The organism is Ancylobacter terrae (assembly GCF_045108345.1).
GTDB lineage: Bacteria > Pseudomonadota > Alphaproteobacteria > Rhizobiales > Xanthobacteraceae > Ancylobacter.
This window is the reverse complement of the sequence record NZ_JBJGXH010000001.1, coordinates 1,441,494-1,465,492: the sequence shown is the minus strand read 5'-3', so window position 1 is coordinate 1,465,492 and position 23,999 is coordinate 1,441,494. Positions and strand designations below refer to the sequence as shown.

The 23,999-nt window shown below is 68.1% G+C and carries 25 protein-coding genes; 9 read left to right on the top strand and 16 right to left on the bottom strand.

All coding sequences use genetic code 11. The annotated features are described in order from the left end of the window. Positions 1–208: 208 nt before the first annotated feature. The 11 genes from ACEUEL_RS07005 to eno form a co-directional block, all read right to left on the bottom strand. A complete protein-coding gene (locus tag ACEUEL_RS07005) occupies positions 209–673 on the bottom strand; it encodes a type II toxin-antitoxin system RatA family toxin (RefSeq protein ID WP_405703520.1) in 465 nt (154 codons plus the stop codon). A 5-nt stretch (positions 674–678) separates the two neighbouring features. After that, positions 679–1,710 (bottom strand): lipoyl synthase, encoded by a 1,032-nt coding sequence (lipA, locus tag ACEUEL_RS07000; RefSeq protein ID WP_405703519.1) that lies wholly within the window; start codon positions 1,708–1,710, stop codon positions 679–681. A gap of 115 nt (positions 1,711–1,825) precedes the next feature. Then, on the bottom strand, positions 1,826–2,098 hold the full coding sequence (locus ACEUEL_RS06995) for a GlsB/YeaQ/YmgE family stress response membrane protein (RefSeq protein ID WP_405703518.1): 273 nt from the start codon (positions 2,096–2,098) through the stop codon (positions 1,826–1,828). Between the two features lie 239 nt (positions 2,099–2,337). Continuing rightward, a complete protein-coding gene (gene lpdA, locus ACEUEL_RS06990; RefSeq protein ID WP_405703515.1) occupies positions 2,338–3,756 on the bottom strand; it encodes a dihydrolipoyl dehydrogenase in 1,419 nt (472 codons plus the stop codon). A 40-nt stretch (positions 3,757–3,796) separates the two neighbouring features. After that, positions 3,797–4,291, bottom strand: a complete 495-nt coding sequence (locus ACEUEL_RS06985) for a hypothetical protein (RefSeq protein ID WP_405703514.1) — start codon at positions 4,289–4,291, stop codon at positions 3,797–3,799. A 26-nt stretch (positions 4,292–4,317) separates the two neighbouring features. Further along, the gene (locus tag ACEUEL_RS06980) at positions 4,318–5,742 is read right to left on the bottom strand and encodes a pyruvate dehydrogenase complex dihydrolipoamide acetyltransferase (protein ID WP_405703513.1); all 1,425 of its coding nucleotides are present in this window, start codon (positions 5,740–5,742) and stop codon (positions 4,318–4,320) included. A gap of 15 nt (positions 5,743–5,757) precedes the next feature. Further along, a complete protein-coding gene (locus ACEUEL_RS06975) occupies positions 5,758–7,158 on the bottom strand; it encodes a pyruvate dehydrogenase complex E1 component subunit beta (protein ID WP_405703511.1) in 1,401 nt (466 codons plus the stop codon). A 26-nt stretch (positions 7,159–7,184) separates the two neighbouring features. Continuing rightward, entirely contained in the window at positions 7,185–7,478 is a 294-nt protein-coding gene (locus tag ACEUEL_RS06970) for a hypothetical protein (protein ID WP_405703509.1), read from the bottom strand. 44 nt (positions 7,479–7,522) lie between these two features. Then, positions 7,523–8,569, bottom strand: coding sequence for a pyruvate dehydrogenase (acetyl-transferring) E1 component subunit alpha (gene pdhA / locus ACEUEL_RS06965; RefSeq protein ID WP_405703508.1), 1,047 nt, complete (start codon positions 8,567–8,569; stop codon positions 7,523–7,525). A 219-nt stretch (positions 8,570–8,788) separates the two neighbouring features. Continuing rightward, positions 8,789–9,121, bottom strand: a complete 333-nt coding sequence (locus tag ACEUEL_RS06960; protein ID WP_405703506.1) for an FtsB family cell division protein — start codon at positions 9,119–9,121, stop codon at positions 8,789–8,791. Positions 9,122–9,281: 160 nt separating this feature from the next. Next, positions 9,282–10,565 (bottom strand): phosphopyruvate hydratase, encoded by a 1,284-nt coding sequence (gene eno, locus ACEUEL_RS06955; protein ID WP_405703505.1) that lies wholly within the window; start codon positions 10,563–10,565, stop codon positions 9,282–9,284. A 121-nt stretch (positions 10,566–10,686) separates the two neighbouring features. On the opposite strand from eno, the gene queF reads away from it, so the two are divergent. From queF to ACEUEL_RS06940, 3 genes are all read left to right on the top strand, one after another. After that, positions 10,687–11,145, top strand: a complete 459-nt coding sequence (gene queF / locus ACEUEL_RS06950) for a preQ(1) synthase (RefSeq protein WP_405703503.1) — start codon at positions 10,687–10,689, stop codon at positions 11,143–11,145. A gap of 66 nt (positions 11,146–11,211) precedes the next feature. After that, on the top strand, positions 11,212–11,496 hold the full coding sequence (locus ACEUEL_RS06945) for a type II toxin-antitoxin system RelE/ParE family toxin (RefSeq protein WP_405703502.1): 285 nt from the start codon (positions 11,212–11,214) through the stop codon (positions 11,494–11,496). Between the two features lie 12 nt (positions 11,497–11,508). Continuing rightward, complete coding sequence (locus ACEUEL_RS06940) at positions 11,509–11,808, top strand: HigA family addiction module antitoxin (RefSeq protein WP_405703501.1); 300 nt, start codon at positions 11,509–11,511, stop codon at positions 11,806–11,808. A 40-nt stretch (positions 11,809–11,848) separates the two neighbouring features. Here the strand turns inward: ACEUEL_RS06940 and ACEUEL_RS06935 are convergent, their stop codons facing one another. Genes ACEUEL_RS06935 through glmS form a run of 3 tightly spaced genes read right to left on the bottom strand, consistent with a single transcriptional unit; the run spans position 11,849 to position 14,057 of the window. After that, positions 11,849–11,977 (bottom strand): hypothetical protein, encoded by a 129-nt coding sequence (locus ACEUEL_RS06935; protein ID WP_405703499.1) that lies wholly within the window; start codon positions 11,975–11,977, stop codon positions 11,849–11,851. Continuing rightward, complete coding sequence (locus ACEUEL_RS06930) at positions 11,974–12,204, bottom strand: hypothetical protein (protein ID WP_405703497.1); 231 nt, start codon at positions 12,202–12,204, stop codon at positions 11,974–11,976. Before ACEUEL_RS06930 ends, ACEUEL_RS06935 begins: the two co-directional genes overlap by 4 nt. A 26-nt stretch (positions 12,205–12,230) precedes the next feature. Further along, complete coding sequence (glmS, locus tag ACEUEL_RS06925; protein WP_405703496.1) at positions 12,231–14,057, bottom strand: glutamine--fructose-6-phosphate transaminase (isomerizing); 1,827 nt, start codon at positions 14,055–14,057, stop codon at positions 12,231–12,233. Positions 14,058–14,281: 224 nt separating this feature from the next. Here glmS and ACEUEL_RS06920 point away from each other — a divergent pair, with 224 nt between their 5' ends. After that, complete coding sequence (locus tag ACEUEL_RS06920; protein ID WP_405703494.1) at positions 14,282–14,521, top strand: hypothetical protein; 240 nt, start codon at positions 14,282–14,284, stop codon at positions 14,519–14,521. 19 nt (positions 14,522–14,540) lie between these two features. Here ACEUEL_RS06920 and glmU read toward each other — a convergent pair whose 3' ends face one another. Then, the gene (glmU, locus tag ACEUEL_RS06915; protein WP_405703492.1) at positions 14,541–15,896 is read right to left on the bottom strand and encodes a bifunctional UDP-N-acetylglucosamine diphosphorylase/glucosamine-1-phosphate N-acetyltransferase GlmU; all 1,356 of its coding nucleotides are present in this window, start codon (positions 15,894–15,896) and stop codon (positions 14,541–14,543) included. 360 nt (positions 15,897–16,256) lie between these two features. Here glmU and ACEUEL_RS06910 point away from each other — a divergent pair, with 360 nt between their 5' ends. Both ACEUEL_RS06910 and ACEUEL_RS06905 read left to right on the top strand, forming a co-directional pair. After that, a complete protein-coding gene (locus ACEUEL_RS06910) occupies positions 16,257–17,198 on the top strand; it encodes a DMT family transporter (protein ID WP_405703491.1) in 942 nt (313 codons plus the stop codon). Between the two features lie 77 nt (positions 17,199–17,275). Further along, positions 17,276–17,659, top strand: a complete 384-nt coding sequence (locus ACEUEL_RS06905) for a hypothetical protein (RefSeq protein WP_405703489.1) — start codon at positions 17,276–17,278, stop codon at positions 17,657–17,659. On the opposite strand, the gene ACEUEL_RS06900 is transcribed toward ACEUEL_RS06905, so the two are convergent. After that, on the bottom strand, positions 17,619–19,235 hold the full coding sequence (locus ACEUEL_RS06900; RefSeq protein ID WP_405703488.1) for a glycoside hydrolase family 17 protein: 1,617 nt from the start codon (positions 19,233–19,235) through the stop codon (positions 17,619–17,621). The genes ACEUEL_RS06905 and ACEUEL_RS06900 overlap by 41 nt on opposite strands. Positions 19,236–19,450: 215 nt before the next feature. Between ACEUEL_RS06900 and ACEUEL_RS06895 the strand changes: the two genes are divergently transcribed. The 3 genes from ACEUEL_RS06895 to ACEUEL_RS06885 all read left to right on the top strand — a co-directional run bounded on the left by ACEUEL_RS06895 (position 19,451) and on the right by ACEUEL_RS06885 (position 23,978). Continuing rightward, positions 19,451–19,924, top strand: coding sequence for a hypothetical protein (locus tag ACEUEL_RS06895; protein WP_405703487.1), 474 nt, complete (start codon positions 19,451–19,453; stop codon positions 19,922–19,924). Between the two features lie 211 nt (positions 19,925–20,135). Beyond that, positions 20,136–22,769 (top strand): glycosyltransferase, encoded by a 2,634-nt coding sequence (locus ACEUEL_RS06890; RefSeq protein WP_405703485.1) that lies wholly within the window; start codon positions 20,136–20,138, stop codon positions 22,767–22,769. 210 nt (positions 22,770–22,979) lie between these two features. Continuing rightward, entirely contained in the window at positions 22,980–23,978 is a 999-nt protein-coding gene (locus ACEUEL_RS06885) for an MBL fold metallo-hydrolase (RefSeq protein ID WP_405703484.1), read from the top strand. Positions 23,979–23,999: the final 21 nt, after the last annotated feature.

Genomic DNA, 23,999 nt, shown 5'->3' with positions numbered 1-23,999 from the left:
CGTTCGTCAATACAGGGGGGTGTACCACGTCGGCCGTCATGGCCGGGCCTGTCCCGGCCATCCACGCCTCCGGCTCGCTGGGGGAAGACGTGGATCCCCGGGACGAGCCCGGGGATGACGTTCGAAGAAGATTCAGACGATATGGGTCAGGCCGTCATTGGTCCGGCTCATGGCGCGCATGATGGGCGCGACCGCGCCGCCCGTCAATTCAGGTTGCAACCCGCCGCCCATACACCGCGTCCGCGCGCTTCTCGAAGGCTTCGGCGAAGCGGCGGAAGGCGGCGTCGAACATGGCGCCCATGACGAGGCCCAGCGTGCGCGAGCGGAACTCGTAGGAGATGAAGAACGACACCTCGCAGCCGCCCTCGGGCAGGTCGCGGAAGCCCCAGCGGTTCTCCAGCCGGCTGAACGGGCCGTCGAGATATTCGACGAGGATGGAGAGGCGCGGCCGGTCGAGCGTCACGCGGCTGGTGAAGCGCTCGCGCAGCACCTTGTAGGCGACGCTCATGTCGGCGACGAGGATCTCGATGCCCTCCCCGCTCGCCACGCGGCGCTTCACCTGCAGGCTGGCGCAGAGCGGCACGAATTCGGGGTATTTCTCGACATCGGCGACAAGGTCGAACATGTCCGCCGCCGAATGGCGCACGCGCCGCGTGTTGCGGAAGGACGGCATGTGCCTCAGGCCGGCAGATGGGCGGGGGCGGCGTGCGCGGGGGCGGCGCCCGCCTTGCCGGCACCGGCGCCAATCTTCGCCGCACGGGCGGCGCGCAGCCGGGCGAAATCCTCGCCGGCATGGTGGGAGGAGCGCGTCAGCGGGCTCGACGACACCATCAGGAAGCCCTTGGTGTAGGCGATGGTCTCGTAGGATTTGAACTCCTCCGGGGTGACGAAGGCCTTCACCTCGTGGTGCTTGCGGGTCGGCTGCAAATACTGGCCGATGGTCATGAAGTCGATATCGGCCGAGCGCAGGTCGTCCATCAGCTGCAGCACCTCGTTCCGCCCCTCGCCGAGGCCGACCATGATGCCGGACTTGGTGAAGATGGTGGGGTCGAGCTCCTTCACCCGCTGCAAGAGGCGCAGCGAATGGAAATAGCGCGCGCCGGGCCGCACCGTCAGATACAGCGAGGGCACGCATTCGAGATTGTGGTTGAACACGTCGGGCTTCGCTTCGACGACGATCTCCAGCGCGCCCTCCTTGCGCAGGAAATCCGGGGTCAGCACCTCGATCGTCGTGCCGGGGCTCAGTGCGCGGATGGCGCGGATGGTCTGCGCGAAATGCTCCGCGCCGCCGTCGGCGAGATCGTCGCGGTCGACCGAGGTGACGACGACATGCTCCAGCCCGAGCTTCGCCACCGCTTCCGCCACCTTGCGCGGCTCATCCGCATCGAGCGGGCCGGGCAAGCCGGTGCGCACGTTGCAGAACGAGCAGGCGCGCGTGCAGGTGTCGCCCATGATCATGAAGGTGGCGTGCTTCTTCTGCCAGCACTCGCCGATATTCGGGCAGCTCGCCTCCTCGCAGACGGTGACGAGCTTGTTCTCGCGCACGATCTTCGCGGTCTCGGCCCAGCCGGGGGTGCCGGGCGCGCGCACGCGGATCCAGTCCGGCTTCTTCAGCACCGGCGTTTCCGGGCGGTTCGCCTTCTCGGGATGGCGCGGGCGCTCGCTGGCGGGATTCACCGCCCGGTTCAGCGTGTTGACGAGGGTGACCATGGGGTTTTCGCGATCCTTCTCGCATCCACCGCTCAGTTAGGCGCGCCGTGCGCGGAAGGAAAGCCCGCACAAGGACGGAGCGCGGCAGCCCGGCGCGGGGCTGCCATGCGCAGCGCTAGCGGGAGCGCAGCCGGCGCCACAGGAACAGCACGATGATCGCGCCGATGGTGGCGGCGATCAGCGTGCGGAAGAAGCCGAACACCGGGATCTCCGCGAACTCCGCCAGCTTGCCGCCGACGAAGGCGCCGATCAGGCCGAACAGCAGGTTGGTCAAGAGGCCGTGGTCGCTGTCGGTCACCCGCTCGGCGATCCAGCCGGCGAGCAGGCCGATGATGATCATCGTGAAGATGCCGACGCCCGGCTCGTTCAGTGCGGCATAGGTATCCATCTGCGCCTCTGCTCTGTCATCCGCGAAGCCGCCGGCGGCGGCACGTCAAGGATGACGTTGTTTTGCCGGGAATGGCAACGGACGTCGTTTCGCCGCCGTCCCATCCGCCACGTCATGCCCGGCCTCGTGCCGGGCATCCACGCCTTCCGTGCCGCGCCATCCGTGCCGACGTCGTGGATGGCCGGGACCAGCCCGGCCATGACGGTTCCGGTTCCGTCGAAGCGCCCCCCGGGCGCCCCTCACATGTGAATCGCGCGGCCATAGGCGGCGAGCACGCTCTCGTGCATGGTCTCGGAGACGGTCGGGTGCGGGAAGCAGGCGTTGATCAGCTCCTCTTCCGTCGTCTCGAGGTTCATCGCCACCACGAAGCCCTGGATCATCTCGGTGACTTCCGCGCCGACCAGATGCGCGCCCAGCAGCTTGCCGGTCTTGGCGTCGAAGATGGTCTTGGCGAGACCCTCCGATTCGCCGAGCGCCACCGCCTTGCCGTTGCCGATGAAGGGGAAGCGGCCGACCTTGATCTCGTAGCCGGCTTCCTTTGCCTTCTTCTCGGTGAGGCCGACGCTGGCGACCTGCGGCATGCAGTAGGTGCACCCCGGTATCATCAGCTTGTCCATCGGGTGGGCGTGCTTGCCGGCGATGGCCTCGACGCAGATGACGCCCTCATGCTCGGCCTTGTGGGCGAGCATCGGCGGGCCGGCGACGTCGCCGATCGCCCAGATGCCCGCCACGTTGGTGCGGCACAGGCCGTCGATCACCACGCAGCCGCGATCGGTCTTCACGCCGACCGCCTCCAGGCCGAGATTCTCGATGTTGCCGACCACGCCCACCGCCGAGATCAGGCGATCCGCGGTCAGCGTCTCGACCTTGCCGTCGGCGGTCTCGACCGTGGCGGTGACGGTATCGGCGCCCTTCACGACCTTCGACACCTTGGCGCCGGTGAGGATCTTGATGCCCTGCTTCTCGAAGCGCTTGCGGGCGTGGGCGGCGATCTCCTCGTCCTCGACCGGGAGGATCTGCGGGAGCAGCTCGACGATCGTCACGTCCGAGCCCATCGCCTTGTAGAACGAGGCGAATTCGACGCCGATGGCGCCCGAGCCCATGATCAGCAGCGACTTCGGCACGCTGGCCGGGGCGAGCGCGTCGAAATAGGTCCAGATCAGGCGTCTGTCCGGCTCGATGCCGGGCAGCGCGCGCGGGCGAGCCCCGGTGGCGACGATGATGTTCTTCGCCTCGTACGCGCCGGGCGGCAGCGCGCCCTTCGGGCCCGGCTCGACCGGCGCGGCGACCGAGACCTTGCCGGGCGCGGTAATGGTCGCCTGGCCCCAGATCACGTCGACCTTGTTCTTCTTGAGCAGGAAGCCGACGCCGTTGCTCATCTGCGCCGCGATGCCGCGCGAGCGCTTGACCACGCCGGCGATGTCGACGCCGAACTTCTCGGCGACGAGGCCGTAATCCTTGGCGTGCTCGATATAGTGGAAGATCTCGGCGGACCGCAGCAGGGCTTTGGCCGGGATGCAGCCCCAGTTCGGGCAGATGCCGCCCATGTACTGGCGCTCGACGACGCCGACCTTGAGGCCGAGCTGCGCCGCGCGGATCGCCGCGACATAGCCGCCGGGACCGGAGCCGATGATCAGGATGTCGTAGGGCGAAGGCATGATGCCGACCTCGTCTCTCTCACCAGTTCACGTTTGATCATCACTGGGCAGGCGATGTGTTGTACAATTCGTCAGCACACACATAATCTATGGGATATAGCAGCCGACCTGCCCCGATTATGCGGTCTTTCTCCGATTTAGCACTCTTCCACAGCTTCAGGTTTTCTTCGAGGTTCTCACCCACAGTGCTGAGGATACCGAAGCTAAAATCGAATTTTTCGTTCGCGCAGACCATCACGTCACGCACTAACGCCCAATGCTTGTCGTTCAGACGATCGAAGTTCGGATTGTCCCCGGTATGCGGGACCTTGTCGAACTGGGCCAGTACCCGTAGCGCCAGGACGACGAATGTTTCATCCCGCTTTTCGACCGCGGGGGCCACCTTGGTCACTTTCTGGCGGAGGCTCGCGATCGCGCTTTTCAGCTCGCGCTGAAGCTTGACCGAGCGGGGGCCGATGGAGTCGCCGGATTTCGCGCTGACCAGCGATACGGTCGAGAGCAGCGCGAAAATCACCAGCAACAGGATCCTGACCATCGTGCGCCCCGCCCGGTGCCGCCTCCTTACACCAGCATCGCCATCGGCTTCTCGATCAGCGCCTTGAAGGCGGTGAGAAGCTGCGCGCCGAGGGCGCCGTCGAGCACGCGGTGGTCGCAGGACAGCGTGACGCTCATGATGGTCGCCACCGCCAGCTCGCCCTTCTTCACCACCGCCCGCGGCTCGGAGGTGCCGACCGCGAGGATGGTGGCGTGCGGCGGGTTGATGATGGCGGTGAAGTCCTTCATCCCGAACATGCCGAGATTGGAGATCGCCGAGGAGCCGCCCTGGTATTCATTGGGCATCAGCTTCTTGTTGCGGGCGCGGATGGCGAAGTCGCGGGTCTCGTTGGAGATGGTCGAGAGCGACTTGGTCTCCGCCTTGCGGATGATCGGCGTGAGCAGGCCCTTGCCTCCGTCGATCGCCACGGCGACGCCGATGTCGGAGTGCTTCAGCTTCAGGTAGCGGTCGCCCGCCCACACCTGGTTGGCATCGGGCACCTGCTGGAAGGCGAGCGCATAGGCCTTGATGACGAAGTCGTTCACCGAGAGCTTGTAGGCCGGCTTGCCGTCCTTCTCGGGCGCGTTGGCGTTGAGGTCGGCACGCAGCTTCAGCAGCGCGTCGACGTCGCAGTCGACGTTCAGGTAGAAGGTCGGCACGGTCTGCCGGGCCTCGGTCATGCGCTGGGCAATGACGCGGCGCATGCCGTCGAGCGGCACCTCGGTGTAGCTGCCGGCCTCGTAATAGGCCTTGGTGAGCTCCAAGAGGTTGCCGGGCGCAGCCGGCGCGGGCTTCGCCGCCGGAGCGGGAGCCGCCGGCGCGGCCGCCGGGGCCGGCGCTGCCGCAGCGGGGGCGGGCTTGGTCGCGCCGCCGGCCTTCGCCGCTTCAACGTCCGCCGCCACGACGCGCCCATGCGGGCCGGAGCCCTGCACCCGCGCGAGGTCGAGGCCGGCCTCCTTGGCGAGGCGCCGGGCGAGCGGCGAGGAGAAGACGCGGCCGGCGTCGGAGGGGGCCGCGCCGTTGCTGACGACGCTGCCGGACAACGGCGCGCCGTTGTTCACCACATTGCCGCCGTCGGCGGGCGTTGCCGGCGCCGCGGCCGGCGCCGCCGCCGGTTCTGCCGCCTTGGCGGGCTCGGGCGCCTTGGTCTCGGGCGCCTTGGCCGGAGCCGCCGCGCCGCCGCCGGCCGCGACCGCCTTGACGTCCTCGCCATCGGTGGCGAGCACGGCGATGAGCTGGTTCACCGGCACGTCCTGCGTGCCTTCCGGCACCAGGATCATGGCCAGCGTGCCCTCATCGATGGCTTCCACTTCCATGGTCGCCTTGTCGGTCTCGATCTCGGCAATGACATCGCCGGGAGCGACCTTGTCGCCCTCCTTCTTGAGCCATTTCGCGAGGTTGCCCTTCTCCATGGTGGGAGAGAGAGCGGGCATCAGGATCTCGATGGACATGGGCCGCCTCCGGTCTCAGCGATAGGTGACGGCGCGCGCCGCGTCGATGACGTCCTGCACGGTCGGCAGCGCGAGCTTCTCGAGATTGGCCGCGTAGGGCATCGGCACGTCCTTGCCGGTGACGCGCAGCACGGGGGCGTCGAGATAGTCGAACGCCTTCTCCATCACCTGCGCGGCGATCTCGGCGCCGACGCCGGACTGCGCCCAGCCCTCCTCCACCGTGACGAGCCGGCCGGTGCGTTTCACCGAGGCGAGCACCGTCTCGATGTCGAGCGGGCGGATGGTCCGGAGGTCGATGACCTCGGCATAGATGTGCTTCTTGGCCAGTTCCTCGGCCGCCTTCAGCGCGTAGGACATGCCGATCGACCACGCGACGATGGTGACGTCCTTGCCGGGGCGCACGACCTTGGCCTTGCCGAGCGGGACGATGAAATCATCGAGCTTCGGCACCGGGCCGGTGTGGCCGTAGAGGATCTCGTTCTCGAGGAAGATTACCGGGTTGGGATCGCGGATCGCCGCCTTGAGCAGGCCCTTGGCGTCGGCGGCGGTGTAGGGCGCCACCACCTTCAGGCCGGGCACGTGGCTGTACCAGGCGGTGTAGTCCTGGCTGTGCTGGGCGGCGACGCGGGCCGCCGCGCCGTTCGGGCCGCGGAACACGATCGAGCACTTGATCTGGCCGCCGGACATGTAGTGGGTCTTGGCGGCGGAGTTGATGATCTGGTCGATCGCCTGCATGGCGAAGTTGAAGGTCATGAACTCGACGATCGGCTTCAGCCCGGCCATCGCCGCGCCGACGCCGACGCCGGCAAAGCCGTGCTCGGTGATCGGGGTGTCGATGACGCGGCGGGCGCCGAACTCCTGCAGCAGCCCCTGCGTGACCTTGTAGGCGCCCTGATACTCGGCGACTTCCTCGCCCATCACGAAGACGTCGCCGTCGCGGCGCATCTCCTCGGCCATGGCGTCGCGCAGCGCCTCGCGCATGGTGAGGTTCACGAACTCGGTGCCCTCGGGCACGTCCGGCTCGGGCTCGGCCAGCACCGCCGGCGCGGCCACGGCGGGAGCGGGCGCCGCCGGGGCGGCCGGTGCCTCGACCGGGGCGGGCGCGGCGGCCGGGGCCGCGGCCGGAGCCGGAGCCGGCGCGGCAGCGCCGTTCTTGAGGCTGGCGGCGTCCTCGCCATCGGCGAGGATGACGGCGATCGGCGTGTTCACCGCGACGTCCTGGCTGCCTTCCGGCACCAGGATCTTGCCGAGCGTGCCCTCGTCGATGGCTTCCACTTCCATGGTCGCCTTGTCGGTCTCGATCTCGGCGATGACGTCGCCGGACTTGACCGTGTCGCCTTCCTTCTTGAGCCATTTGGCCAGGTTGCCCTTCTCCATGGTGGGAGAGAGGGCGGGCATGAGAATTTCTGTCGGCATGGCGGCGTTCCCCCGCAGATCGCGCGTCACTGGATCGTCTGTGCCGGCGGCGGCACAAACGTCAGGTTGCTGTAGACGGCCGCGGAACCCGCGGCGATGAGGATGGCGGCAAAGAAGCCGACCAGCATTTTGTTGAGCCGGACCGCCTCGTCGGCGGGAGCCCCGTCGAAACCGCGCGCGGCGAACGGAAACGCCACGAGCCATGCCCAGGCGGAGGGCGCCACGGCCGCCCCGCGCGCCCGGCTGGCGCGCAGGATGTCGAAGCCCGCCTTGGCGGCGAACACCCACAGCACGACGGCGCCCGACGCGCCGGCGATCATGAGCGCCCAGAAGACCGATGTGAGCATCGTCTGCCCCGCGCCGGTCAGGAAGCGACGAGGATGTCAGTGTAGAGTTCGGAGACGTCGGGCTCGGGATCGTTGCTGGCGAAGTCGGCCGCCGCGTTGACCCGGTCGCGGATCTCGGCGTCGATCGCCTTCAGTTCGTCCTCGCTCGCCCACTTCTTCTCGATCAGGCGGCTGCGCACCTGCTCGATCGGATCGTGCTCGGTGCGCATCTTCTGCACCTCTTCCTTCGAGCGGTACTTGGCCGGGTCCGACATCGAGTGGCCGCGATAGCGGTAGGTGAGCATCTCGAGGATGTAGGGCCCCTGCCCGGCCCGGGCGAAGGCGACCGCGCGCTCGCCGGCGGCCCGCACGGCGCGCACGTCCATGCCGTCGACCTGCTCGCCGGGGATGTTGAAGGAAGTGCCGCGCTTCGAGAAATCGGTCTGCGCCGAGGCCCGGTTCACCGCCGTGCCCATGGCGTATTTGTTGTTCTCGATGATGTAGATCACCGGCAGCTTCCAGAGCTCCGCCATGTTGAAGCTCTCATAGACCTGGCCCTGGTTCGCGGCGCCGTCGCCGAAATAGGCGAGCGTGACGTTGTCGTTGCCGCGATAGTGGTTGGCGAAGGCGAGGCCGGTGCCGAGCGAGACCTGCGCGCCGACGATGCCGTGGCCGCCGTAGAAGCCCTTCTCGATGCTGAACATGTGCATCGAGCCGCCCTTGCCCTTGGAATAGCCGCCGCGCCGGCCGGTCAGCTCGGCCATGACACCCTTGGGGTCCATGTCGCAGGCCAGCATGTGGCCGTGGTCGCGATAGCCGGTGATGACCTGGTCGCCCTGCTTGAGCGCCATCTGCATGCCGACGACGACCGCTTCCTGGCCGATATAGAGATGGCAGAAGCCGCCGATCAGACCCATGCCGTAGAGCTGCCCCGCCTTCTCCTCGAAGCGGCGGATGAGCAGCATGTGGCGGTAGGCGGCGAGTTCTTCGTCCTTGGTGAAGTCCAGCGTCGCCGCTGACTTCTTCGCCGGCGCACGCGCGCCGGCCGTCTTGGTCGGGGGGGATTTCTTCGCGGCAACCGCCATGGCGCGTTCCTCTCCTCGGTCGTTTCCGACGTTGGGAGTTCATAACGCAAGAATTGGGGTTGCGCTACGCTGCAAACGCATTGCTGCGGCGCACAACATGTTGCCGGCGCAGGTGTTTCAGTTTTTCAACTCGATTTCAGCTAATACCGATATTTAGCTCACATCAAGTTAACATCTTGCAGTGCCGTGATTTCCTTCTGGTATAACAGCCAGAGGGCTTCAAGGTGAAACCACGGGCGCAACCGGGCGCAGCAGCACGAGATCGCGCCGGTGGACGAGATTGAGCAGCGAGCGCGCTTCCTCGTCGAGCAGGTCGGGGTCGATGCGGTCCGGCGACAGCAGCGTCACCTTGGCCGCGATGGCCTCGCGTTTCGCCCGCAATTCCGCGAGCTCCTGCGTCAGCACCGCGTTTTCATGCTCGAAATTGCGCTTGGCGGCGAGGCCGTACTGGCCGCCATAGCCCTGCAGGGCGAAATAGCCGATAAGCAGCGTGGCGCCGAGATACAGCGTCAGCGTCTGGAAGAAGGTGCGCCAGCGGGTGCGTGTGATCATGCCGGGAAGACTAGCGCGCGGCGGTTGAAGCTCCGTTAACCGTAAACGGCGGGGGCCTTCCGCAGATGCGAAAAAGGCGCCCCGAAAGGCGCCTTCCCGTCGAACCCGTCGCGGTGTCCCGCCGCGTTGCGGCCGCACCCGCCGTGATGCGGCGTCGGCCTCAGCCGAGCGCCTTCAGCGCACCGCGGCCGGCATAGATCGCCTGCGAGCCCAGCTCTTCCTCGATGCGCAGCAGCTGATTGTACTTGGCGGTGCGGTCGGAGCGGGCCAGCGAGCCGGTCTTGATCTGCCCGCAATTGGTCGCGACGGCGAGGTCGGCGATGGTCGAATCCTCGGTCTCGCCCGAGCGGTGGCTCATGACGGCGGTGTAGCCGGCCTTGTGCGCCATCTCGACCGCGTTCAGCGTCTCGGTGAGCGAGCCGATCTGGTTGACCTTGACCAGGATCGAGTTGGCGACGCCCTGCTTGATGCCGGCCGACAGGCGGGTGACGTTGGTGACGAACAGGTCGTCGCCGACCAGCTGGCACTTCGAGCCGATGGTGTCGGTGAGCAGCTTCCAGCCCTCCCAGTCGTCCTCGGACATGCCGTCCTCGATGGTGACGATCGGATAGCGGGCGACGAGGTCGGCGAGGTACTTCACCTGGGTCTCGATGTCCCGGACCTTGCCTTCGCCGTGATAGTCGTACTTGCCGCCCTTGAAGAACTCGGTCGAGGCGCAGTCGAGGCCGATATAGACGTCCTCGCCCGGCGTGTAGCCGGCGGTCTCGATGGCCTTCACCACGAAGGCGAGCGCCGCGTCGGCCGACGGCAGGTTCGGGGCGAAGCCGCCCTCGTCGCCGACATTGGTGTTGTGGCCGGCATCCTTCAGCGCCTTCTTCAGCGTGTGGAAGATCTCGGCGCCGGTGCGCAGCGCTTCCGCGAAGGTGGGCGCGCCGGCCGGCAGGATCATGAATTCCTGGAAGTCGATCGGGTTGTCGGCGTGGGCGCCGCCATTGATGATGTTCATCATCGGCACCGGCAGCACGCGGGCATTGACGCCGCCGACATATTTATAGAGCGGCAGGTCGCGGGAATCGGCGGCGGCCTTGGCCAGCGCCAGCGAGACGCCGAGAATGGCGTTGGCGCCGAGCCGGGCCTTGTTCGGGGTGCCGTCGAGCTCGATCAGGATCTGGTCGATGCCGGGCTGGTCCTCGGCGTCCATGCCGCCGATGGCGTCGAAGATCTCGCCATTGACCGCGGCGACAGCCTTCTCGACGCCCTTGCCGAGATAGCGGCCCTTGTCGCCGTCGCGCAGTTCCACCGCCTCATGCGCGCCGGTGGAGGCGCCCGAGGGGACCGCCGCGCGGCCCTTGGAACCGTCTTCCAGCACAACATCGACCTCGACGGTCGGATTGCCGCGGCTGTCCAGGATCTCGCGCGCGATGATATCGACGATGGCAGTCATGCGTTTCCCCGCTCTCAGGAGCACCCGTCAGAAGAGCACCCGTTCCAGCGCGCTTCTACATGGCCACCGTGACATGCGAAAGAGGTGCCAGAACGCCCGCGTCCGTACCGGAGGACATCCGTTGACCGATCCGCTCATCCCGCTCCATCTCGGCCAGCCGAGCGCCCTGCCCGCCTCGCCCGACGACGCCGCGCTCGATCGCGTGCCGAACCCGCATCCGGACACGCTCTATGTCGCGCGCTTCACCTGCCCGGAATTCACCGCGCTGTGCCCGGTGACGGGACAGCCGGACTTCGCCCATCTCGTCATCGACTATGTGCCGGCGGACTGGCTGGTGGAATCGAAGTCGCTGAAGCTCTATCTCGGCAGCTTCCGCAACCACGGCTCGTTCCACGAGGGCTGCACGGTGGCGATCGGCCGGCGCATCGCGGAACTCCTCGCGCCGCACTGGCTGCGCATCGGCGGCTACTGGTACCCGCGCGGCGGCATCCCGATCGACGTGTTCTGGCAGACCGGCGCACCGCCGGCGGATATCTGGCTGCCCGACCAGGGCGTGCCGGCCTATCGCGGGCGGGGGTGAGGCGCGGCGTACAGTAATTATATACGCGGTCATTGCTGGACGTACAAAAATATTGTACGTTACTCCATGATCAAGAGTTTCCGGAACGCCGCCACAGAACGGCTCCATCAGGGCAGGATGCCGAAGGGCATACCGCCGGATGTGGCCAAGCGGGCGGTTCGCAAGCTTTTCCTCATCGACACGGCGACCCGGCTCGAGGATCTGCGTGTTCCGCCCGGCAACGAACTCGAAAAGCTGCAGGGGGATCGCGCCGGCCAGCACTCGATCCGGGTCAATATTCAGTGGCGACTTTGCTTCGTATGGCGTGATGGCGACGCCTACGAGGTCGAGTTCGTCGACTATCACCGATGACAGGAGGCGGATATGGCCCGCGATATTCCCCTGCCCCATCCCGGCGAAGTCCTGAAGGAGGAATTCCTCGAGCCGATGGGCATCTCGGTTTATGCGCTCGCCAAGGCGATCGGCGTACCGCGCAGCCGCATCAATGAAATCTGCCACGGCCGGCAGGGCATCAGCGCCAGCATCGCGCTGCGGCTCGGCCGCTATTTCGACGTGGACCCGCAGTGGTTCCTGAACATGCAGACGAAGTATGACCTGTCGATCTCGTCCGAGGCCATGGCCGAGGCGCTGGCCGCGATCAAGCCGCGCGGGAAGGCAGCGTGAGGAGACGGGCGTGCCGGCCTATCGCGGGCGGGGGTGAGACCTACTCGGCGGGACGGCCGTGGCGGCGGCGATCGGCTGCCGCCATGCGGCCCGCCGCGAAATAGGCGAGACCGCCCAGGCCCATAAAAAAGACCGGCAGGAGCAGCAGGTAAATCTCAAGCGCGCTCATGGTCGCATCCATCCCAAGATGCCCAGACCAATACAATGTAGGACGACCGCGGCGGTTAAGCAAAGGACGGACGCCGCGAGCACGTATCCGATGTCGAGCGCGAGATGGGCCGTCCCGTAGATATAGGCGCCCACCGGCGCGATGCTGCCGCCGGCGATCAGCGTGACCGCGACCGCATTCAACGCATTCGCCATGAGCTTCAGGCGCTCATTGAGAATAAGGCTCATCGCCCCTACCCCCCCGACGTCGCCCCCTACTCCACCGTCACAGACTTCGCCAGATTCCGCGGCTGATCCACATCCGTGCCCATCAGCACCGCCGTGTGGTAGGCGAGGAGCTGGATCGGCACGGCGTAGACCAGCGGCGCCACCGCCGGGTGGGTGTCGGGCATCACCAGCGTCGCCTCGGTGACGATGCCGCAATTGGCGGCGCCGGTGGCGTCGGTGATCAGCACGATGCGCCCGCCGCGGGCGGCGACCTCCTGCATGTTCGACATGGTCTTCTCGAACAGATGATCGTGCGGGGCGATGACCACGACCGGCATGGTCTCGTCGATCAGCGCGATGGGGCCGTGCTTGAGTTCGCCGGCGGCATAGCCTTCGGCGTGGATGTAGCTGATTTCCTTCAGCTTCAGCGCGCCTTCCAGCGCCAGCGGATAGGCGGTGCCGCGCCCCAGATAGAGCACGTCGCGGGTCTTGGCGAAGGTGCGGGCCAACGCCTCGACCTCGGGGCCCAGCGCCAGCGCCTCCGCCATCAGCCGCGGCACCTCGATCAGCGCGCGCACCATCTCGCGCTCCTCGCTCGCCGAAAGCGCGCCGCGCGCCTTGCCGGCGGCGACCGCGAGCGAGGCCAGCGCCGCGAGCTGGCAGCTGAACGCCTTGGTCGAGGCGACGCCGATCTCCGGGCCGGCCAGCGTCGGCATCACCACGTCGCTGTCGCGGGCGATGGTCGAGGTCGGCACGTTGACCACGCTCATGATGTGCTGGCCCTGCTCGCGGGCATAGCGCAGCGAGGCCAGCGTGTCGGCGGTCTCGCCGGACTGCGAGATGACCAGCGCCAGCCCGTTCTTCGGCAGCGGCGCCTCGCGGTAGCGGAACTCGGAGGCGACGTCGATCTCCACGGGGAGCCGCGCATAGCGCTCGAACCAGTAGCGCGCGATCAACCCGGCATAATAGGCGGTGCCGCAGGCGGCGATGGAGAGGCGGTCGAGCTTCGCGAAGTCGAAGGGCAGCTCGGCCGGCAGGCGCACGCTTTCGCTCGCCATGTCGATATAGTGGCCGAGCGTGTGGCCGACGACTTCCGGCTGCTCGTGGATCTCCTTGGCCATGAAGTGGCGGTGGTTGCCCTTCTCGACCAGGAAGGAGGAGGCCAGCGTCTTCTGCACCGCGCGCTTGACGACGGCGTTGGAGGCGTCGCGCACCTCGGCGCCGGTGCGGCTCAGCACCGCCCAGTCGCCATCGTCGAGATAGGCGATGGTGTCGGTGAAGGGAGCGAGCGCGAGCGCGTCGGAGCCGAGATACATCTCGCCCTCGCCATAGCCGAGCGCCAGCGGCGAGCCCTTGCGGGCGCCGATGATCAGGTTTTCCTCGCCCTCGAACAGGAAGGCCAGCGCGAAGGCGCCCTTGAGCCGCGGCAGCGTCGCGGCCACCGCCGCCGCCGGATCGCGCGAGGAGCGCAATTCGCGGGTGACGAGATGGGCGACGACCTCGGTATCGGTCTCGCTCTCGAAATTGGCGCCCTCCGAGAGCAGCTCGTCGCGCAGCTCGCGGAAGTTCTCGATGATGCCGTTATGGACCACCGCGACCTGCGTGGTGGCGTGCGGGTGGGCGTTGGCGACGGAGGGGCGGCCATGCGTCGCCCAGCGGGTGTGGCCGATGCCGGTGCGCCCGCCCAGCGGCGCGCGGGCGAGCTCGGCGGCGAGGTTGCGCAACTTGCCCTCGGCGCGGCGGCGGGTGATGTGGCCCTTCTCCAGCGTCGCGACGCCGGCGGAATCGTAGCCGCGATATTCGAGACGCTTCAGCGCATCGACGAGACGATCGGCGACCGGCTCCCTGCCGACGATGCCAATGATGCCACACATGAGCGGACGACCTCCCGGGCGAAACGGCGAATCCTAGCGCGTCGGGTTTAACCGGCCGTCACCGTACAATCGAAATCAATTCGAATGTCGCTTCGTGTCGGGGCGCGCGTCAGCAGGGTCGCCGGCAGGGCTGAGCGCGAGCATGTTGATAGCGCTCGCCAGGTTGTATGCCTCATGCGAGCCTCGTGTTATAGTTGCCGCATGTATCGTCATGGGAGAACGAGATGTATTCGGCGGACGAACTTGTCTTTGAGGCCAAAAGGCGCTTGTCGGAACTGCGCGCGGCGGGCTGCGTCTCGGATGTTTACGCCGCCGCGGATGGCTGGGGATCCTACCCAGATTTAAAGCTGTACGTCACGATCAACAACGAAGATGCCGAGTACGATGTCAAAACGTACTGCGCAGGGTTGGGCGTGACGGTACAATGCACAGTATCGCCAGCCGCGCAGCGATCGTCGCGCTGATCCGCCACTTCGCGAAACCTCACCCCTTCGCCTTCGCGGCCTTCGCCGCCATGAGCCGGGCCTTGAGGCGGGCGGCCAGGCCTTCCTTGTTGACCTGCCGGGCGCGGGCGATGGCGAGCGCGTCGGCCGGCACGTCGTCGGTGATCACCGCGCCCGTCGCGGTATAGGCGCCGTCGCCGACGCTGACCGGGGCGACGAGCAGCGTGTTGGTGCCGATGAACACGTCGGAGCCGATCCTCGTGCGGTGCTTGAGGAAACCGTCGTAATTGCAGGTAATCGTTCCGGCTCCGATATTCGTGTTCGAGCCGACGGACGAATCCCCGACATAGGAGAGGTGGTTCACCTTGGTGCCCGGGCCGAGATCGGAGGCCTTGATCTCCACGAAATTGCCGATGTGGACGCCCTCGCCGAGCTCCGCCCCCGGCCGCAGCCGGGCGAAGGGGCCGATGATCGCGCCCCGGCCCGCATGGGCGCCCTCGATATGGCTGAAGGCGCGGATGGTGACGCCGTCCGCGATGGTGACGCCCGGCCCGAACACCACGTTCGGCTCCACCACCACGTCGCGGCCGAGCTTCGTGTCAGCCTGCAGGAAGACGGTCTCGGGCGCGATCAGCGTCGCGCCGCCGGCCATCGCCGCCGCGCGCAGGCGCTGCTGGAGGATGGCTTCGGCCTCGGCGAGCTGGGCGCGGGTGTTGACGCCGGCGACCTCCGCCGCTTCCGCCTCGCGCACCGCCGCCGAGCGGCCGAGCGAACGGGCGATCTCGACCGCGTCGGTGAGGTAATACTCGCCCTTGGCGTTGGCATTGCCGATGCCGTCGAGCAGGGCGAGGATGGCGCGGCCGTCGAACGCCATCAGCCCGGCATTGGCGAGGCGGACCGCCTTTTCCTCGGGTGTCGCGTCCTTCTCCTCGCGGATGGCGACGAGTTCGCCGCCGTGCGTGAGCAGGCGGCCATAGCCGGTCGGGTCCTCGGGGCGGAAGCCGAGCACGGTGAGCGCGGCGCCCTCCGCCAGCGGCGCGCGCAGGGCTTTGAGCGTCTCCGCGCGCACCAGCGGCGTGTCGCCATACATCACCACCACGTCGTCATAGCCGCGCGCCAGCGCCGTCCGGGCGGCGAGCACGGCATGGGCGGTGCCGAGCCGCTCGCGCTGCTCGAACACCTCGACGCCCGGCGCGGCGGCGCGGGCTTCAGTGGCGACGTCGGCGCGGTCCGGGCCGACCACCACGGCGAGCGCATCCGCCCCGGCCGCGGCGGCGGTCGCCGCCACATGGGCGATCATGCTGCGCCCCGCCACCTTGTGCAGGACCTTCGGCAGGGAGGACGCCATGCGCGTGCCCTCCCCGGCGGCGAGTACGACCACGAGCAGGCTGCGCATGGGGCGGAAAACTCCGGTGACGGGGAGCGCTATCTAGCGCGCCCGCGAGTGGGACGGAAGCGGGCGGGCGGGCCGGCGATCGCCCGGCCCGGCGCTCAAACCCGGCCCGGCGAGGAAGCGTCATCCCCCCGGCCATCCACGACGGCCGCGCGATGGCGGGCCGCGAAGACGTGGATCCCCGGGACGAGCCCGGGGATGACGGCGCGTGCTCGCCGACAGGGAGAGCTTGAGCAACCCGCTATCCGTCATGGCCGGGCTTGTCCCGGCCATCCACGACTGCCGGCGCCGGGCGGCGAAGACGGGGGCGCTGGACGCACGAGAGCCGATGTATTGGCGCGACGAGAGGTGTATCAGGGCGACATGCCCGACGCGTCCCCTGCCCCTCCCGCTCACCTGCCACTGCTGCGCAACCCGCGCGCGCTCGCCGCGTTGGTGGCGATGCCGCTGTTCTTCGCCACGAATCTCATCGTCGGCCGGGCGGCGGTGGCGACGGTGTCGCCGTGGAGCCTCGTCTTCTGGCGCTGGGTCATCGCGCTGGCGCTGCTGCTGCCCTTCGCCTATGCGGGTCTCATCCGCCACCGCACCGTGCTGATGGCGCATTGGCGCCAGCTCATCGTGCTGGCGGTGCTGGCCGTCGTCATCTGCGGCGGCGGCGTCTATGTCGCCCTCCAGCACACCACGGCGACCAACGCCAACCTGATCTATGCCACCTCGACCATCATGGTGGTGGTGTTCGATGCCCTGCTCGCCCGCCGCCGGCTGCCCTTTGCCCATGTCGCCGGCGCGCTGATTGGGCTGTGCGGCATCGTCGTCATCGTGCTCCAAGGCGATCTCGGCCGCCTCGCCAGCTTCCGCTTCAACGTGGGCGACCTCGGCATCCTCGCGGCCGCCATTTCCTGGGCGGCCTATTCGCTGATCCTGCGCAAGGGGCCGCTGGTCGAGATCGGCACGGTGACGACCTTCACCGCCATCGTCATCGCCGGCATCGTCGTGCTGGCGCCGCTGATGCTGTTCGAGATGGCGCATGAGGGCCATGCCCCGCATGGCCTGCAGGGCTGGGGCGCGATCGTCTTCCTCGCCATCTTTCCCTCGGTGCTGGCCTTCACGCTCTACCAGTATGCGGTGGTGCAGGCGGGCGCCTCGGTGACCGCGCTGTTCTTCTACCTGCTGCCGGTCTACGGCGTGGCGCTGGCGGTCATCGTGCTCGGCGAGGAACTGCATGGCTACCACGCCATCGGCCTCGTGCTGGTGCTGGGCGGGGTGATGCTGGCGACGCGACCGGTGAAGCGCGCCAACCGATGAAGCGCCGTTGCCCGCCGATTGAACGGCGGGCCGGTCCATGGCATCTGGATGTCACGTCGATCCGAGGAGGCCCGCCCGTGCCCGACCGCTCCTTCCTGCCGACCGGCCGCGCCGCGAACATCGCGATCGCGCTGGGGCTCGGCGCCTTCGCCTGGGCGATCTACATGCGCTACGCCATCCTCGAGCCCTCGGCGGTGGGGCTCGCCTGCGAGGCGGGGCTGACGACCGGCACGTGCCTGGCGCGCGGCATCACGCTGACGCTGATCAAGTTCTACGCCTTCGGCGGCATCGCCATCGCGGCGGCGCTCATCCACCTCGCGCGCCCCTCGACCGCGGTGTTTTGCATCGGCCTCACGGCGGCCGTGCTCGGCGTGGTGCTCTACAACAACAACACCGCCGCGCTGGCGGCGGGGCTGCTGCTCATATCCTTCGCGCGGCCCTGGCGAGGCGCCACAGGCTGATCCCGAACAGCACCATCAGCGAGCCGGTCCACAGCCCCTGCCAGTTGGCGAGCGTCTCGTTCAGCACGACATAGAGCCCCGAGGCGATGAAGGCGGTGCCGGCGATGCGCTCGGCATTCCCCTCGCCCGCCGAGCCGCGATCGACCGTGAAGGCGTACACCAGGAAGGCGGCGACGATCGGCGTCAGGCCCGCGAACTGGAAATCCTTGTAGCGCGGGTCGAAGACGAGGCCGAAGCCGATCTGCGCGATCAGCACCACCGAGGCCGCCAGCAGCACGCCCAGCGCCACGTCGAGCCCGCTCGCCCCGCGCCGCATCTGCGGATCGAGCGCGGTGGCGAGGCCGACCGTGCGCGCGCGGCCACCGATCGCAAAGCTCACCAGCAGCGGGACAGCGAGCCCGATCGCCAGCATGATGAGCGCGCGGGTCCAGCCGGCGACGCCGAGGCTCTCCACCGGGGCGCTCGCCAGCGCGCGGCCATAGGTGAGCCCGGCGAACAGCGCCACCGCGGCCACGGCGATCCACCCCGCGGTCGCCGGCGGGGCCGCGCCCGCCCGTTTCGCCCCCCACTGCGCCATGCCGAAGCACCCCAGCGCCAGCGCGATGCCGGCGAGCGCGTCGACAAGCCAGCGCGGATGGTCGGAGGTCGGCACGCCCCAGTGGAACTTGAAGTCGCGCGTATAGGCGTCGAGGAAGCCCCAGCGCCCGCCGACCGTGCCTTCGAGCTGGCGCTTCCAGGGCTGGTCGAACGCCTCGATGACGTTGACGCGGTAGCCCTTCTCCTTCGCCAAAGCGAGCAGCTCCTCGATCACCCGCGCCTGGTTCGAGGGCGAGGGCTGGGCGCCCTCGCGCATGCGCCCGGCGCTCGGCCAGCCGGTCTCGCCGATGAGGATCTCCTTGCCCGCGAAGATCTTGCCGACATGCTGGCGGATCTCGTCGATATGGGCGACCGCCTTGTCCGCCCCGACCGGCAGGTCCTCCCAGAACGGCAGGATATGGACGGTGACGAAATCGACGCCGTCGGCGAGCGCGACGTTGCGCTCCCAGAACTCCCACACATCGGCATAGGTGACCGGGATGCCGCCGGCGCGCGACTTCACCTCGGCGATCAGCGCGGCCATGGCGGCCGGGGTCTGCTCGCCGCGCAGGAGCACCTCGTTGCCGACGATCAGGCCCTTGATGACGTCGGGATTGGCCTTAGCAGCCTTCAGCGCTTCCTCGATCTCGATGCGGTTGTTGGCCGGATCGCGGCCGATCCAGATGCCCTGCAGCATGGAGAGCCCGTGCTTGCGGGCGAGCGCCGGTGCGGCCGAAAGCCCCATCTCGGTCGAATAGGTGCGCACGCAGTCGGTGATCTTGGCGAGGCGGGCGAAATCGTCGTCGATCTGCTCGGGCGGAATCACCAGCCCGGCGATGAAGGGCGACTGGTCGGCCCGGAACGGCGCGTAGGAGACGCAGGGAATCTTTTCCGCCGCCGAGAAGGAGGCCGCCGGCGGGGGCACCGGCGCGCCGAGCCACGCCCACACGGCGAGGATCACCGCGCAGACGGCGGCGGCGAGCGCTAAGGCGAGGCGCATGCGAGAATTCCCCTCATCGACGCCGCTTCCGGCCGGAAGAAGCCTGCATGCCGCATAGCCGGGGATGGCGGCGCTGTGAAGAGGCGGCGCAGGGCACGCCGCCGGACAGCCGGCATTTACCGTCAGCGTGTCGTCATGCTGACAAATTCCGACGCTTCACCTATTGTTTCGAGGCGGTTGCCTTTCCCCCATTTTCGCGCGTGACAATCTCCAAAATGCAGTGCTCCGTATCCCGCCTGACCGCCCTTGCCACGGCCGGTTTCCTCGCCCTTGCGCTTTCGGCCGCGCCGGGCCTCGCCCAGTCCAACAACGACCAGAAGCCGCAGGAGCAGACCCCCGAGCAGAAGCAGGCGCAGGAAGCCCAGCGCCGCTCGATCGAGGAATATGCGGAGGCGGCGAAGCTGCCCGGCAATGCCGGCCTGCCGGAATGCGTCTGGGGCGGGCGGCGCATCGCCATGCTGCTGTGGCGCGACGACATCGACACCGCGCGCCGGCACATGGAGCTCTACGAGCGGTTCGGCTGCCCGACCGAGCATCTGAAGCTGGCGTTCCGCTGCCTCGTGCGGCAGGGCAACATCGACGCCAAGTCGCAGGAGCGCCTCGCCGACCGCGTCCACGCCTGCTGGGTCAACCCCGACATGCCCCCGCCCGCTCCCGCGGCGGCGCCCGCCGCTCCCGCAGCGCAATGATTTCATGGGGCGGCCGCCGGCCGGTCACGGCGCCGCCACAGAGCTGGAACTAATATCCGCCCAACGCGTTACTTGGGTGCATTACCCAAGGGCATGCAGGTTCGGAATGGCCGCTCGTCATTTTGAGCGCGACGCAACGAACATGCTGCACGTGCGTTAAGAATAGATTATAGAAATCCGTCTCCATCCCCTGTCGCTCCGTGGGTGTCCAATGCGTCCCGCTGTTCGTGTCGCCGCCGCTGTGGTTGCGGCAGTCACGTCCTTGCATGCCTTTGCCTGGTACGCGTTGAGGGAGCAGGCGTCGCCGCCGAACGTCCCCGATCGCTTTGCCAGCTTCTCGTTCGCCCCCTATGGCCGCGACGCCAACCCGGACAAGGGCGAAGGCACCACGGAAGCGCAGATCCGCGCGGACGTCGCCGCGGTCGCGCCCTACACCAAGGCGGTGCGCACCTACGCCTCGACCGGCGGGCTGGAGAACGTCGCGCGCCTCGCCTCCGAGAAGGGGCTGAAGACGACCGTCGGCGCCTGGCTCGACGAGAACGAGGACCGCAACGAGCGCGAGATCGCCAATGCGGTCGAGGCGGCGAAGAAGAATTCCAACGTCGTGGGCATCGTGGTCGGCAACGAGTCGATCCTGCGCGCCGAGCGCACGCCCGAGCAGCTGATCCAGACCATCCGCCGCGTGAAGAGCCAGGTGAACGTGCCGGTGACCACCGGCGAGACCTGGGACGTCTGGCTTGAGCACCCCGAGCTGGTCTCGGCGGTCGACTACATCGCCGCGCACATCCTGCCCTACTGGGAAGGCGTGCCGGCGAACGAGGTCGTCTCGCGCTCCATCGACATCTACAACCGCTTGCGCGCCGCCTTCCCGGGCAAGCGCATCGTCATCGCCGAGTTCGGCTGGCCGAGCGCCGGCTATAACCGCGACGCGGCCGTTCCGGGCGAGCTGGAGCAGGCCGAGATCGTGCGCACCTTCGCGGCGCGCGCCGACGCGCTCGGCATCGACTACAACCTGATCGAAGCCTTCGACGCGCCGTGGAAGAGCTTCGAGGGCTCGGTCGGCCAGTACTGGGGCGTGCTCGACGCCAATCGGGAGCTGAAGTTCCCGCTCAGCGGACCGATCACCCCGTCGACCTACACCGCCACCGCGGCCATCGCCCTGCTGCTCGGCATCGCCTTCTCCCTCCCCGTGTTCCGCTTCTCGCGCCTGACCTCGTCGCAGGCGGCGGTGATGGTGGTGGCGGCGAACATCGTCGGCGCGTGGATCGCCACCGTCGCCGATCACTGGCTGACGCACTACGTCGTGGGCGGCAACAAGGTGACGATGGTCATCAGCCTCGTGCTGCTGGTCCCGCTCGTCGTGGTCATGCTGTACCGGGTCGAGGAGCTGGCGACGATCGCCTTCGGGCCGCGGCCGAAGCGCCTGCTGAAGCCGGGCGCGACGCCGTCCCGCGCGCCCAAGGTGTCGATCCACATCCCGGCCTACAAGGAACCGCCGGAGATGCTGAAGCAGACGCTCGACAGCGTCGCGCGGCTCGACTGGCCGAACCTCGAATGCATCGTCATCATCAACAACACGCCGGACCCGGTGTTCTGGGAGCCGATCGAGGAGCACTGCAAGCTGCTCGGCGAGCGCTTCAAGTTCCTGAACCTGCCGAAGATCGCGGGCTTCAAGGCTGGCGCGCTGCGCGTCGCCATGGAGCACACCGCCCCGGACGCCGAGATCATCGGCATCATCGACGCCGACTATGTCGTCGACCAGAACTGGCTGCGCGACCTCGTGCCGTCCTTCGAGGACCCCACCGTCGGCATCGTGCAGGCGCCGCAGGACCACCGCGACGCCGGCCGCAGCCTCATGCACGAGGCGATGAACACCGAATATGCCGGCTTCTTCGACATCGGCATGGTCCAGCGCAACGAGCAGGACGCCATCGTCGTGCACGGCACCATGTGCCTGATGCGCCGCGCCGCCATGGTCGAGGCCGGCGACTGGTCGAGCGACACGATCTGCGAGGACACCGATCTCGGCCTCTCGATCATCGAGCGCGGCTGGAAGAGCCACTACACCAACGAGCGCTACGGTCGCGGCCTGCTGCCGGACGACTTCGCCTCGTTCAAGAAGCAGCGCCACCGCTGGGCCTATGGCGGCATGCAGATCGTCAAGAAGCACTGGCGCCGCCTGCTGCCGAACGCCTCGCGCCTCACCAGCGGCCAGCGCCGCGAGTTCGCCATCGGCTGGGTCAGCTGGCTGGGCTCGGAGAGCGTCGGCGCGCTGGTCGCCCTGCTGAGCCTGCTCTGGGTGCCCTTCGTGCTCGGCCTCGGCATCGCCGTGCCCCAGCGCATCCTCACTTTGCCGATCCTGTTCTGCTTCGGCATCTACGTGCTGCACTTCGCGGCGCTCTACCGCCTGCGCGTCGCCACCACGCCGGTGCGGATGATCGGCGCGGCGATCGCGGCGATGGCGGTTCAGTTCACCGTGGCCAAGGCGGTCTATGACGGCTTCCGCTACAAGGACCTCGCCTTCGCCCGCACCGCCAAGGGCTCCTGGCTCTCCGGCGCCGTGCGCGCCTTCCCGGCGCTGCCGGAAGCGGTGATCGGCGGCGGCCTGCTGCTCTCGGCCATCGCCCTGCGCATGACCAACTGGCACGACGTCGTCGAGATCAACCTGTTCGCCGCCGCGCTGGCGGTGCAGAGCCTGCCCTTCATCGCCGCGGCGGTGATCGGCTGGCTGGAAGGATCGACGCTGAACGAGTTCGCCACTTGGCGCAGCCTGCGCGCCCGCGCCGTCGCCCTGCTGCCCGGCTGGGCCCGGGCGACCCCGCGGCCGCCGGCGATCGCCGAATGAGGCGCCTTCACCGCTGAAGCCAAAAGGCCCGGAGCGATCCGGGCCTTTTTCATGGCTGCGACCCGGCCGGGGAGCCGCCCGCACATCAGAATGTGATCGCCCCGGCGCGGGGCTCCCGCCCCGCCCGCCCGTAAAACACGTCGCGCGATGGGAGGGCATGGTCTAGCCTGCCCTGCCCGCCGAAACGGCCACCGGCACACGGATTGGATAATGACCGAGATCAACCGACGCGACCTCCTTGCCCGCTCTGCCCTCACCCCCGCCCTTTCCCTCGCCGCCGGAGCCTCGCTGATGGCCGCCGCCACGCCGGCGCAGGCGACCCTCTCCGCCGCCGGCCAGCAGGTGCCGGGCATCTACCGCTACAAGATCGGGGCGCTGGAACTGACGGCGGTGAACGACGGCGTCAACCGCATCGCGTTTCCCGACGGTTTCGTGCGCAACGCCAGCACGGACGACATCAACAAGGCGCTCGAGGCGGCCTTCCTGCCGAAGGACCAGTTTCCCCTCACCTTCACGCCGCTGCTGGTGAACACCGGCTCCAAGCTGGTGCTGATCGACACCGGCAACGGCCCGCAGGGCACCTCGACCACCGTCGGCAAGCTGCCGGCCAATCTCGGCTGGGCGGGCGTGAAGCCGGCCGATGTCGACATGGTCGTCATCTCCCATTTCCACCCCGACCACATCAACGGCCTGCGCACCAGCGAGGGCTCCCTCGCCTATCCGAATGCGGAGATCCTGGTGCCGGCCCCGGAATGGGCGTTCTGGATGGACGATGGCGAGATGAGCCGGGCGCCGGAGGCGCTGCAGGCCAACTTCAAGAACGTGCGCCGCGTGTTCAAGGACTTCGACAGCCGCATCAACCGCTACGAATGGGACAAGGAACTGGTGCCGGGCATCACCTCGCTGGCGGCGCCGGGCCATACGCCCGGCCACACCGCCTTCATGATCGCCTCCGGCAACGACAAGCTGCTGGTGCAGTCGGACACCTCGAACCTGCCGGCCGCCTTCATGGTCAATCCCGACTGGCAGCTGCGCTTCGACATGGACGGGGCCAAGGCGGTCGAGACCCGGCGCAAGCTCTACGACATGGCCTCCGCCGACCGGCTGCCGATCGCCGGCTACCACATCCCGTTCCCGGCGGTGGGCAACATCGAGAAGAACGGCGACGGCTACCGCTTCGTGCCGACCTTCTGGAACCCGGCGCTCTGACGCGCTGCGGGCGTCCGCGCC